Source organism: Sphingobium sp. BS19 (assembly GCF_027925545.1).
Lineage (GTDB): Bacteria > Pseudomonadota > Alphaproteobacteria > Sphingomonadales > Sphingomonadaceae > Sphingobium.
In genome coordinates, this window is sequence record NZ_BSEF01000045.1 from 1 (window position 1) to 11,652 (window position 11,652).

At 60.9% G+C, this 11,652-nt stretch carries 11 protein-coding genes; 3 read left to right on the forward strand and 8 right to left on the reverse strand.

From position 1 onward, the window contains the following. Nucleotides 1-66: 66 nt before the first annotated feature. On the reverse strand, nt 67-1,779 hold the full coding sequence (locus QMG56_RS22435) for a recombinase family protein (RefSeq protein ID WP_281825060.1): 1,713 nt from the start codon (nt 1,777-1,779) through the stop codon (nt 67-69). A gap of 19 nt (nt 1,780-1,798) precedes the next feature. Continuing rightward, nucleotides 1,799-2,023, reverse strand: coding sequence for a hypothetical protein (locus QMG56_RS22440; RefSeq protein WP_036236851.1), 225 nt, complete (start codon nt 2,021-2,023; stop codon nt 1,799-1,801). Nucleotides 2,024-2,292: 269 nt separating this feature from the next. Here QMG56_RS22440 and QMG56_RS22445 point away from each other — a divergent pair, with 269 nt between their 5' ends. Both QMG56_RS22445 and QMG56_RS22450 read left to right on the forward strand, forming a co-directional pair. After that, complete coding sequence (locus tag QMG56_RS22445) at nt 2,293-2,592, forward strand: DUF1778 domain-containing protein (RefSeq protein WP_281825063.1); 300 nt, start codon at nt 2,293-2,295, stop codon at nt 2,590-2,592. A gap of 4 nt (nt 2,593-2,596) precedes the next feature. Further along, the gene (locus QMG56_RS22450; RefSeq protein ID WP_281825064.1) at nt 2,597-3,106 is read left to right on the forward strand and encodes a GNAT family N-acetyltransferase; all 510 of its coding nucleotides are present in this window, start codon (nt 2,597-2,599) and stop codon (nt 3,104-3,106) included. A 287-nt stretch (nt 3,107-3,393) separates the two neighbouring features. Here QMG56_RS22450 and QMG56_RS22455 read toward each other — a convergent pair whose 3' ends face one another. From QMG56_RS22455 to QMG56_RS22480, 6 genes are all read right to left on the reverse strand, one after another. After that, on the reverse strand, nt 3,394-4,473 hold the full coding sequence (locus tag QMG56_RS22455; protein WP_281825065.1) for an IS5 family transposase: 1,080 nt from the start codon (nt 4,471-4,473) through the stop codon (nt 3,394-3,396). A 211-nt stretch (nt 4,474-4,684) separates the two neighbouring features. Next, the gene (locus QMG56_RS22460; RefSeq protein WP_281825066.1) at nt 4,685-5,578 is read right to left on the reverse strand and encodes a 3'-5' exonuclease; all 894 of its coding nucleotides are present in this window, start codon (nt 5,576-5,578) and stop codon (nt 4,685-4,687) included. Beyond that, nucleotides 5,565-7,595: an ATP-binding protein gene (locus QMG56_RS22465; protein WP_010335692.1), complete on the reverse strand. Its 2,031-nt coding sequence runs from the start codon at nt 7,593-7,595 to the stop codon at nt 5,565-5,567. The genes QMG56_RS22460 and QMG56_RS22465 overlap by 14 nt, the downstream gene beginning before the upstream one ends. Further along, a complete protein-coding gene (locus QMG56_RS22470; RefSeq protein ID WP_281825067.1) occupies nt 7,592-8,797 on the reverse strand; it encodes an SIR2 family protein in 1,206 nt (401 codons plus the stop codon). The genes QMG56_RS22465 and QMG56_RS22470 overlap by 4 nt, the downstream gene beginning before the upstream one ends. Nucleotides 8,798-8,937: 140 nt before the next feature. Then, nucleotides 8,938-9,954 (reverse strand): nucleotidyl transferase AbiEii/AbiGii toxin family protein, encoded by a 1,017-nt coding sequence (locus QMG56_RS22475; protein ID WP_281825068.1) that lies wholly within the window; start codon nt 9,952-9,954, stop codon nt 8,938-8,940. After that, complete coding sequence (locus QMG56_RS22480; protein WP_010335695.1) at nt 9,947-10,540, reverse strand: DUF6088 family protein; 594 nt, start codon at nt 10,538-10,540, stop codon at nt 9,947-9,949. Before QMG56_RS22480 ends, QMG56_RS22475 begins: the two co-directional genes overlap by 8 nt. A 235-nt stretch (nt 10,541-10,775) precedes the next feature. On the opposite strand from QMG56_RS22480, the gene QMG56_RS22485 reads away from it, so the two are divergent. Beyond that, nucleotides 10,776-11,652: ArdC family protein (locus QMG56_RS22485; RefSeq protein ID WP_281825070.1), on the forward strand; the 877-nt coding region annotated here is incomplete at its 3' end.

Below are 11,652 nucleotides of genomic sequence, written 5' to 3' on the forward strand. Positions count from 1 at the left end.
AGCTCTCCACGGCAAACATCCCCGGCCACCCCCCTTAAAAGGAGCAACCTATCCAATGGCTGGTTTTTAAACCGCCACGCTCAGCAAATCGCTGGCGTTCCATTGGCCTGGTTTGTCACCGCCCTCTACATCGGGCAACAAGTGAAGATTAGATCCAGCCCCCGCAACCATCTTTACTTGCGAAGACCCCGCCCCGGAGGCGGGGTTTTTCGTTTGTGCGGAAATCGTAAGGATTCCAGCAAGATCGCCTTGAACGTCGATCTCCACCTTGCCCTCAACAGGCGTCAGCACGATCTGATCTACCAACGAGCGAATGGTGTCGGCTGCCTCTACCCGCTTGCCCTCTTCTTCATCCTGAAGCGAGTCGTAGAGCTGCTGGATGCGCTTGCGGTATTGCAGCGCCATGCTCGGGTGCAACAGGGCCGGCGGCTCGTCAGCTTCGGCCAGGAACAGTTCCAGTTCCTTCTTCCGCTTTTCCAAGCTCACCATCTTCGCATTGAGAGCGTCGGCAGCGCCGCCTTTAAGGATCAGGTTGAGCAGGGTTTCGAGTTCCCGATCAATCTTCGCGATCTCGGCTTCCGCCGAGGCAATACCGGCGCGGCCTTCCATTCGTAGGCGGTTCATCTCTTGCGTGAACACCTCGCAGAAATGGGCAAACAGCTCAGGGTCAACGAGTCGGGTGCGCAGCGCATTCAGCACGCGCGATTCCAACTCGTCGCGACGGATATTGACGCGGTTGTTACAGGTGCCCTTATTGCGAGCTGTAGAGCATCCGATCAGCGTTGCCGAGATCGCGGAGTACCCGCCACCACAGCATGAACATTTGGTGAGGCCCGAGAAGAGGTATTTTGGGCGCCGCCGATGATTGACAGTGCGGACATCCGTGCAGCCGTTGTCGTCGCGGGTGAGCTTGTTCTTCTCCTGCCGTGCCTTCACAGCATTCCAGAGATCATCGTCGAGGATCCGAAGCTCTGGTGTCTCCTGGATGACCCATTCCGATTCGGGGTTGGGGCGCGCCTGCCGCTTTCCGGTGTTCGGGTCCTTTACGAAGCGCTGCCGGTTCCAGACGATCTTGCCGACATACATCTCATTATTGAGGATGCCGTTGCCACGCTTCGGGTTGCCGTTGATCGTGCTGAAACCCCAGTCGCCGCCCGAAGGGGCCGGAATGCCGTCCTTGTTCAGTGCAAAGGCTATGGTCTTGGCCGACTTGCCGGCCGCGTAGTCGCGGAAAATGCGGCGAACGACGGCGGCCTGGTCTTCGTTGATGGTGCGGTCGCCGCGAATGGGTTCGCCATTGGCATCCAGCTTCTTGACCACATCGTAGCCATAGGAATTGCCGCCACCCGATTTGCCAGCCTCAACACGGCCGCGCTGGCCGCGGCGGGTCTTGTCGGCAAGATCCTTGAGGAAGAGGGCATTCATTGTGCCCTTGAGGCCGACATGCAGATGGCTGACCTCGCCCTCCGACAGGGTGAATATCTTCACATCCGCATAGGACACGCGTTTGAAGATTCCGGCGATGTCTTCCTGATCACGCGAGAGGCGATCCATAGCCTCTGAGAGGATCACGTCGAAGCGACCAGCCATGGCGTCGGTCATCAGAGCCTGGATGCCCGGACGGATCAGCGAAGCGCCGGAGATTGCGTGGTCGGTATATTCTTCGATGACGTGCCAACCTTGCTTTTCGGCATGGAGGCGGCACATGCGAAGTTGGTCGGCGATGGAAGCGTCGCGTTGATTGTCAGAAGAATAACGGGCGTAAATCGCAACTTTCAAAACATTGCTCCCATCTGCATCAGGAGGTGCGCTTCCTCCTTTGCCTGGATAACTTCACTTCCTCGGCAAAGCATTCCCGTGCCGCCTGCTTTGCCAGGATGCCGACCAGACGCAGAAGGCGAGGGTCGGGACTGCCGCGCGGCGTAAACGTCAACTCCGGCGCGTCCAGCAGCAAAGATTCGAGCAGCGCTTCGCGCTCGGCTCCTGTCATCTTTGCTGTGTTTTGTGAGGCTCGCAAGGTCATAACTGACAGCATTGGTCCCGTGCCCGGTATAAGCAATGGAATTTACGGGCGAACATTTGGCGGCGATCAGTATGCCGACGCGTGTCATGGCGAGCGGCGGCGTGATCTGGCGTGCCGTGGCATAGTGAAATGACCTGTCGGAATCGATCGCTGTCGCCGTCATCTTTGGCCTCGATACTACCCCATCGGAAGCTGTTGCTTGTGGATGTGACTTTATCGTATTGTATTTAGAGCTACAAGATGCCATCTTCCGACCAAGGAGAATCGTCATGGCCAACACTGCGGAACGCAAGGAATATCCGATCTCAATGCGTCTGCCCGAGGCCGATGTTGCCATGATCGATCGTGCCGCCAGCCTGCGCGGCCGTTCGCGCACCGATTTCGTGCGCGACGCCGCTGTGCGCGCGGCCGAGGAGGTCGTCATGGAGCAGGGTCTGATCCGGATGAGCCCGCAAGGCTTTGCTCAGTTCATGGATGTGCTGTCGCGCCCGGCCGCTCCCGTTCCGGAGATGGTTGAAGTGCTGAAGCGGCCTGCGCCGTGGGAGCCCGGCTACGCGGCGAAGCGGTAATCCCTTGCTGCTTTCAGGACCCGAGCCGCTTTCCGCCGCCCACGATGTTTCTGAGTTTACCTGTGGCAAGCCGACGCTCGACCACTGGCTGAAAACCCGCGCGCTCTCCAATCAGCAGAAGGGCTTTACCGCCGTTCTCGTCGTGCATGAGGCAGGGCGTGTGGTGGGATATTACGGCCTTGCACCAACAGCCGTTGTGCCATCGGTGCTACCGCGCTCCATCCGGACGGGGCAGCCGCCTAATCCAATTCCCTGCATGCTGCTTGGTCAGCTCGCGACCGATATCGGCTCGGCCGGGTTGGGCATCGGGACTGGCCTTGTGAAGCACGCCCTCCAACGTTGCGTTCAGGCCGCATCGCTGATCGGTGGGCGGGCATTGATGGTCAACGCCGTCGACGGGGAGGCTGCCGAATTCTGGCAGCGCCGAGGATTTGAGCCTAACAGAGATGATGAACTGGTCCTGTTTCGCTCGATCAGCGATATTGCTGCGTCGCTCCGTGAGGCTGGAAGGTGAATAGCCCCATGTTTGGTGGACGTCTTCCTTGCTAAATTGAGGCAAGGACCTGCGCCGGACATTCAAGACGGTGACCGGCAAGGCGAGGATCTCGAAGGAAATCCGCGACCGCCTCCAGAACCACGCGTTGCAGGATGCCAGCTGGACACCTCGAACTACCGGGTTTCGCGGCCGGTGAGGATCGCTACGAGTGCCGTCATGGCGTCGAGCGTGGCACTGAGTGCAGTTTGGGTTGACGTATTTTGTCGATTTGGGCGTTGCGGCGGCGGTTTTCGCCGCACTCGCTGTCATGCGGACGCAGTTCGCCTCTCGTGCCAGACGAAGCGGTTGAGATTGTAGACGAGATTGGCGATGCCGATCTTCGTCCTGGCGCGGGCGATGCCGATGGTTCTGACAAACAGGCCCATGCGGGATTTCTGCTGCGCGAAGACGTGCTCGATGCGGGATCGGATTTTGGAGCGCCGGCCATTGGCCCGCGCCGTCGCCTCGCTCATTGGCCGCCCCTTCGGCTTCTTCTGATGGATGTCGCTGGCGAAACCGTTCCTGTCGAGCCATGCTTCGTTCTTTTTCGATCGATAGGCCGTGTCGGCCCAGACCGTCGAACCGGTGTTCGGCCGTTTGACCACGTTGCGGAGCTGCGCGCCGTCATAGGCGGCGGCGTTCGTGACCGTCCAGCCGCGAATGAAGCCGTGTCGCTGATCGATCGAGGCATGGCTCTTGTAGCCGAAGATGGGAACGGCGATGTCGCGCTTGTGCTCCTTGCCCTCGTCATCGACCCTGGCCTTCGAGAACTTCACGGTCCAGCGCGCGTCCCGGTCTTTCTGCCGCAGCTTTGCAGGTTTGCCTTTCCAGACATCCGGTATCTTGCCCGCCTTGATATCGGCCTTCTCGTCGTCGGTGTTCCTCTGCCTCGGCGCGGCAACGACCGTGGCGTCGACGATCTGCCCGCCCATGGCCAGATATCCGGCTTTCGAAAGATGGCGATCAAAACGGGCGAACAAATTCTCTACGGCTCCTGCCTGCACGAGATGTTCCCTGAACAGCCAGATCGTCTTGGCGTCCGGCACCTTGTCGCCCAAACCCAATCCCAGGAAACGCATGAACGACAGCCGGTCCTGGATCTGGAACTCGGCCTGGTCATCCGACAGGCTATACAGCGCCTGCAGCACCAGCACCTTGAACATCATCACAGTGTCATAGGGAGGACGCCCGCCCTTCGAGCCGTCCGAGCGCTTCAGAGCCTTCGATAGCGGCTTGCGGAACAACTCCCACGGCACGACCGCGTTCAGCTTCTCCAACGGATCGCCGGCTTCGCTCAGACGCACATAGCGCTCGTCAACGTCCCAAAATCCGGCCTGTCCTCGCATCCATCGCCTCCGTGCAAATCAGCACGGCGATGGAATCAAATCACGGCCGAAAACGCGAGGTAATTCGAGGCGTCCAGCTGCGAGAAGCATGACTGCTAGGCACTACATGGTGGAAAAGCGCGCCGACATGACGAAAGGGGAAAAGTTCGTCTCCGCCACGCTTGCCAAGAGGTGCCGGAAGGGCATGCAATAGCCCGGCGTTCGACGGCACTCAGATCCTGTCTGAAAACCGATCATAAGCATCGATCCGCCGAAGCGGGGGATCGACCTCATATCGATAGATTTCCGTTCTCAAGAACCGTAGCTCGGCCTCGCACTGAGCCTCGGGAACGTCGATATACCATGCGCGCGGCTGCGGGCCGGGATCGCCGTTCCAGCGGTATCCCCGCGCTTTGAGGACATCCTTGAGGTCAAAGGGCGCGTTCTCCGCCCAGATGCGCCAAGAAACGGCACGAGCGCCGTCCAGGAGGCGGCTGAGACCTGTAGCGCCAGATCGGGGCAGCCACATCGCCAACAACTCGACCGTAGCAAGACAGTCGTGCATCGCGCGGTGGCGGTCGTAGAAGAAGCCGGCGGCCTGAGCGAGATAGGCGAGTTTCGTGCCCTCGAACCCCTCTGCTGCCCAATCGATCTGGCTGAGCGAGCATGCCCACGGCTTCGTCGAGAACACGTCGTTGAATCGTTCGAGGAAGCGGCGGTCGAACGCCGCATTGTGCGCGATGACGAGCGAAGCCGGCGCTGCGAATGAGGCTACCGCTGCGGGATCAACAATCTGGCCGGCCACCATCTCGTTGGTGATGCCCGTGATCGCGGTGATTTCCGGGGCGATAGGCTTGCTCGGCTGACGCAGCCCTTGGAAGCTGTCGCCCACGCTGAAAATGGTGCCATCCAAGCCGTAGTTGAATGGTGTCATGGCGAGTTCGATGATCTCGTCGCGCTGAGGGTCGAGCCCCGTGGTCTCCACATCGACCACCAGGCCGAGGCGCAGCGGCGTGCCTGGCGGAGGAACGATGCGAGGGCGCGGTTTGAGACGCCGGATGACCCGGTAGTCTCCCGTGGCCTCCAGCGCCTGCGCCAGGGTCTCCAGATGGTCAGAAGATGTCATCGTCTGACGCTTCGTTTACTGCCATCGGCTCCCCTCCAGCGGTATCGGCCGGAGCGAGTCGAATGTCGGCGGCTCGACCTTCTTCGTGGAACCACAAATCGACCACGGCGGTATCGTCGCTGCGCGGCCGCGGTGATGCCTCCCGCACCTTGAATGTCGTCGGGAGATTGACCGATGTTCCGAACACCAGCGCGTGCTGCCGAGGCAATGACGGCAAACGCTTCAAGACGGAATCCGAGATGAACGGCGTCATCTGCCGAATCTGAGAAAGATCGTCGGGGTTCTGGATGCGGTGAACCAGGAAATTGGAGCACTGGCTGAGAACCGTCTTGGACAGCTCACTCGGGCGTTGTGATGCCAAGAGCACGAACATGCCGTATTTGCGTCCTTCCTTGGCGATGCGCTCGAATATCTTGGTTGCGTCGATGGAAAACCGGGAGGGCGTAGAGGCAATATACCTGTGAGCCTCTTCGAGGAGCAGGTGTATCGGGAAGCGGTTTCTTGGTTCCGCATGACGAAGAAACCGAAAAAGCATGCGTGCGATGACCGCACTGACCAGCTCAACGATTTCATCTTCGACGGAATTCAGATCAATGATAATGACTTGATTGCGTTTGGTGAACGCTTCACCAACAGCCCTTTCCAGACCGACGATGTTGGTCAAGAACTCCAGATCGCTTACAGCCGCACCAACGTCAGCTCCTTCGTGACGTAAAAAGGCATATTCAGTCCTCTCTTGGAGAGATCGGAGCCGCGTGACCATGGACGAGCAGTAATCTCGGATTTGGCGGTTGCCGTGGGCCTCCTCATAAAGGATCGCGAAATCCAGACATTCGTGCAGCTCATCGAAAGAGAACGGCGTCCGATTGTAGGCTGGTAAGGGAGCATCCTTCTGGAGCTTCTTCCTTACTTCATCCAGAAATGCCGATTGGTTGTTGCCAGAAAAATTTCCGTATTGAAAATTCGGACTGAAGCGGTTCAACAACGCCATATTCAGATCGTTCGTCGGATACTTCTGAAGAAGGGAAACGACGCGCTGAAACTTCGACACTGGGGAGTCGCCATCCGCACCTCGAAAGCACTCGATGATGCAAGTGGCGACAAAGTGTTCGCGCAGCGCCAGAGCGTCTGGCGTGTTGGCATGAAAGAGACTTGTCAGACCTAACGCCGTCCGAAGAACCGGCAGTTGCGTTCGCTCGCTCGCCTGCAAAAGCAGTTCCCATTCTGCCATTTCCAGGAACCAGTGTGGCATCCGAAAGCCAGCGGTCGTCCCATCAAGGGTTACGCGATGGACGCCGATGCCGCCGTCTTTTGCCAAAGGAGCAAGCGCCTCGTGATACTCGCCATTCACGTCGAAGACGATAAACGTCGCTCCGCGAGCGTGATGTTCGTCCGGCTTGTCGAAAAGAGACTGTAGTACCGAGGCGACCGTGCATGACTTGCCGCTGCCGGTGTTACCCAGGACGGCAACGTGGCCACCGAAGAACTCGTTCAGACGGACTTTGACGTCGTAGTCCTCGAACACCACGGACTTGCCGATTGGCAGAACCCGGTAGCGCGTGGCGCCTTCTGGTTGGCAGACGCCACCATCCGGGCCGATTGACGGCACGACGGCCGCCTCGGTCTCGAAGATGCGATCGAGTTCGCCGTCCAGGGCATAGAGTGCGTCCGCATAGAGGGACGGGAAAACCGACACACCGAAGCGGAACGCGCCGCCGCGCATCGGCAACATGCCGACGGGCACCACATCCAGATATTTTGAGGAACCAGCCCGGTCGAAGTCGCCCCGCTCGGACGGCGTGCTCGCATCGCGTTCACGCAGGCCGACAACCTCGACCACGACATATTCCGACTGCGACGGAATCATCAGGAATGATCCCAGCCGCGCCACATAATGCACGTCGTCGAAGCCGACGACCGTGAAATTGTCGGTGCCGACGTGCATCTCGACGACAAAGCGGTCGGCCGCGACCGAGACCACCTTGCCGATCGCCCGCTTGCGATCGTCGTGGCTCATGCCTCGCCATCCTTTGTCTCGTCGCCCCTTTTCGGCGCCAGCTCCGACAACACCTTGCGGACGGCGTCATCAATCCTGTCGCTGGGGCGCTGGGGCATGAAATGCTCTACGATCATGTCGAAGTAGTGCGCCCTCGTCCCCGCGGTAGGACCATTGCCTCCAATGATCCAAATGCGCGGATCGCGCAGCGCCCGCAGCTTGGCGATCTCGCCGTCCGTATCCGGCGCCGCGAAGATCACCAGACGGAACGTCGGGATCGTTAGCGCCTGGTAGATGATGTTGTTCAGGTGCTCATCGCCGAAGGCGTAGCCGGCCGTGATGAGAACGCTCTGCTCGCGCACGATCCGGGACTGAAATTCCCGGAACAGGTCTGCGTAGGGCGAGCCGAGCGAAGAGTTCTGCTTCGCCGGCGTCGGATAGATCAGCATCTGGTTCGTGGATTCCGGTGGCCAGACTTCCTTGATCGGGAAGAGGCCATGATCGTCCTCGGTCCAAGTGACCGAACCATGCAATTTGCAGAGATAGACGAAGGCGTCCACGGCGGTCCACTTGCGGCTGGCGACGTCGAGCTGCTCGGCCAGAGCATAGCGGAAGATCGCCGGGTTGAAGCGGCGTTCCACGACGCCGGAAAAACCGTTGGCATAGGGAATGCCCAGGCGATCCATCGCCAATTCGCTGAAATGATCGTAGTTGGTCGTGAACACCCAGGGCCGGGGCAAGGACCGATCGCGTAGGACCAGTTTCTTGTAGAAACGCTCGTAGAGATCGCGCACGGTCGTGTCGCCCTCCGTGGCGAAGGCCCCTTGGGTGACACGGGTCCATAGGAAGTCCTGGACCTTCTTGATGATGCCGTCGAGAACAGCGCGATAGGGGTGAAGATCGGGATTCTCGCTCTGGCGAAGCACGAACCGTTGCGCGAACAGCACCTCCATCAAGCGTTCCAGGTTACGGCTGTAGTCCTTCGCCAGGTTGACCCCGAGCGCATCGAGATAGTCGAGTTCGTCTTTGGTTAGCCGCCACGGCGCCGGTACAGCGCCGGCTGTTGGCGGATCGCTGTAGAATCCTGCCGCGCGTGCCTCGATGGTTTCGCCGCAAAACTCCTTGGCCAGCGGCGCCATGGTCGCAATGCCGAGTTCCTTTTTGTCCTTCATCAGGGAAGAACATCCGGCGCCGAGCAGAAATGCGATATTCTTGGCGTTCATGGCCTCGGAAATCGCCTTGCGGGCGCTCTCGATCCCCTTGTTCCAGTCCAGTTCAGATGGCTCGGCATCGCCGTCCCGCAGAAACTGGAATTTTCGCTCTTCTTCGACTTCGCTCATATACCCCCGGTCCTCCCAGTTTCTTACTCGGCTGCTCTGTTCGCGCGCGCGGCTATATCAGCGCACTGCGCCATGAGCGCTTCGAACGGCTCCTCGTCGTCGAAGAGCAGTCCATCCTCAACCATGCGGGCATAGTCATCCTCCAACGCCTTCGCGCCATCGCCGACCGGCACGAGTTGCAAGCCGCCGCTGACAGCCGCTGCATAGTCGATCGGCGTGCGGTCGGCGGCCTTCTCTGCGAAGAACATCGACTTGTGCCGGGCGACAGCGTTGACCAGGTCGCGATCGGCAAAAGCGGCTTCCGCGAAGCCGGCTTCGTCCAGTCGGACAACATCGTGCCAATGTCGCGCGAAGCGGTCGCCGCGCAGCCGCTCCTGGAGGCAGAAGACGTGGATGGCGGTCGCCTTCTCCCAGAACGTCCGCTCCGCGTGCATGACGCGCGGCCGCGCAGTCGGGAAGAGCAGCCCCTCGATCAGGCCGGCCGCGTCGCAGACGACGTCGCGCAAGCTCGCAGGTTCGCCCGTCGAGCGCGCGCCGAACTCCAGCATGACGCTTGGAGCCACATAGCCGGACCCGGCTGCGGTCGCCTCATAGTCGATGAAGAGCTTCTCATCCTCGACGCGGACGGCCGCCGCCAGCCCTTCAGCGGCCAGGGCCTTCGCGATTACCGGCTGCACCGTCTCTGCGACCCAGGCCGGCAAACGCCGGCGGACCTCGCTGGACCAGCGCTTTTCCTCGCTTCGTGTCTTCGGCAGACCCTCGCGATTGTCCCCGACCAGATCGGGCGCAATCGCCCGAATGTCGTAGGTCAGATCCACATCCTCCGAAAAACGGCGAATGACCTGATAGGCTTTTGACAGCGACGTCCCGCCCTTGAACACCAGATGTTCGCCGAGCGGTGCCGCGTAGAGGGTCGCCAGCGCCCACACCACCCACACATCCTTTTCGAGAAGATGGGTGGGACGACCCGAACGGTCGGCGACGACGCCCAACGCGTCACGCCGATCCTCGGCCGAAAGCTGGAGGAAAACGTCAGCCATAGGCCGCCTTTCCGACGCTCTGCGCGAGCCATGTCGGAAGCTGCGGCGCGGCGGCGACCAGTTCGCCGAACACACCAGGCGGCATCTTCCGCTTCAAGGTCGTGAGCGCGGCCTCCGCCCTTTCGGGGCCGAGCCAGGCCAGCGCCCGCACGGCCTCGCCTGCGGGGCGGTTGGCCAGGGCCAGTTGCCAGCGCGGCGCGTGCCGCAATTCGACGACCTGCTTGCCGAGGTGCATCTTTCGGCTGCGTCCGGAGGTCAGATAGACCGAGCGGACGGGCACCTGCGTCGTCAAGCCAAGCGCGTTCGCCGCGGCGGCTCCGTTCGAGACGATGATCTCCCCTTTTTGGGTCGCGAGGGCCTCGACAGCCTGCTCGACCGAAGGTGCGCGCGTGCCAAACCGACTGGCGATGGGGCGCAGATAGACGCCACGACCGGCGCGGATGAGCTGCCCGCGCTCGGACAGACGCGACAATGCCTGATCCACGGCCGCCCGGTTTCCGAGGTGGAGCAGGCCCTTGGCGGACACGGGCATCCCTTCGGGAAGTCCCGTCGCATGTGCCAGAATCTGTTCGGTCAGCCGTGTCATCGTCTTTCTCCTGTTGGAAATATACGCGAGTTTCTGACAGTTTTCAAGGAAGCGCAGGGGAACATACCGAATAGGGGGAAAGCCTTCCCCTGCGGCCGAGCCTTGGTCTCTGCCTACCCCTTCTGCGGGGAGATCTCCGCAACGCCCCCTTCAGAGTGAGAGTGCGGACGGATTTTCCGTGACGGGTTAAGAGCTGGAGGAGAGGCTTCCGGCACCCGTCGCGGAGATCATCCCGATGGCCAGACAGGGTCGTAACCTCGCGGAAGGTGGCGCGCGCAGCAACCTTTACGACGACATCACCAACAAGATCATCGCCGAGCTGGAGCAAGGGCGGTTGCCATGGGTCCAGCCTTGGGGTGCGTCGCCTGATACCGCCCCGCTGGGCCTGCCGAGAAATGCTTCAACCGGCCGGTCCTATTCCGGCATCAATATTCTCATCCTCTGGGGCGCGGTCATCCAGCATGGCTTCCCCGGTCAGGCGTGGCTGACTTTCCGCCAGGCCCTTTCGCTTGGCGGCAACGTCAGGAAGGGCGAACGCGGCACCACTGTCGTTTATGCCGACCGTTTCACCCCCGAGGACGAAAAGCGCCGTGCCCGCGAAACGGATGAGGATGCACATGCCATCCCGTTCCTGAAGCGGTTCACGGTCTTTAACGCCGCGCAATGCGATGGCCTACCCGATGAGATAACGGCAGTCGCGCCACCACCGCCGCCGGGCCTGATCGAACCTCGGGTCGAGGCGCTGATCAGGGCCACTGGCATTGATTTCCGTATCGGTGGCAACCGCGCCTTCTATATGCCGTCGCTCGATTATGTGCAGGTGCCGCCTCCGCAAGCCTATTTCGAGCCGATCAACTGGCACCGCACGGCCCTGCACGAACTGGGTCACGCCAGCGGCCATCACAGCCGTCTCAACCGCGATCTGACCGGCTCGTTCGGCTCGAAGAAATACGCCTTCGAGGAGATGATCGCGGAACAGACTGCGGCCTTCAGCTGCGCCGCGCTCGGGATCGTGCCGACCGTTCGCCATGCCGATTACATCGGGTCGTGGCTGGAGGTCATGCGTGGGGATTCCCGCGCCATTGTCCGCGCCGCCTCGCAGGCCAGCAAGG

Excerpts from the sequence above, each read along its gene's own strand:
- QMG56_RS22465 (WP_010335692.1), bottom strand. The coding sequence starts at position 7,595 with ATGAGCCACGACGATCGCAAGCGGGCGATCGGCAAGGTGGTCTCGGTC.
- QMG56_RS22455 (WP_281825065.1), bottom strand. The coding sequence starts at position 4,473 with ATGCGAGGACAGGCCGGATTTTGGGACGTTGACGAGCGCTATGTGCGT.
- QMG56_RS22480 (WP_010335695.1), bottom strand. The coding sequence starts at position 10,540 with ATGACACGGCTGACCGAACAGATTCTGGCACATGCGACGGGACTTCCC.
- QMG56_RS22460 (WP_281825066.1), bottom strand. The coding sequence starts at position 5,578 with ATGACATCTTCTGACCATCTGGAGACCCTGGCGCAGGCGCTGGAGGCC.
- QMG56_RS22445 (WP_281825063.1), top strand. The coding sequence starts at position 2,293 with ATGGCCAACACTGCGGAACGCAAGGAATATCCGATCTCAATGCGTCTG.
- QMG56_RS22440 (WP_036236851.1), bottom strand. The coding sequence starts at position 2,023 with ATGACCTTGCGAGCCTCACAAAACACAGCAAAGATGACAGGAGCCGAG.
- QMG56_RS22470 (WP_281825067.1), bottom strand. The coding sequence starts at position 8,797 with ATGAACGCCAAGAATATCGCATTTCTGCTCGGCGCCGGATGTTCTTCC.
- QMG56_RS22475 (WP_281825068.1), bottom strand. The coding sequence starts at position 9,954 with ATGGCTGACGTTTTCCTCCAGCTTTCGGCCGAGGATCGGCGTGACGCG.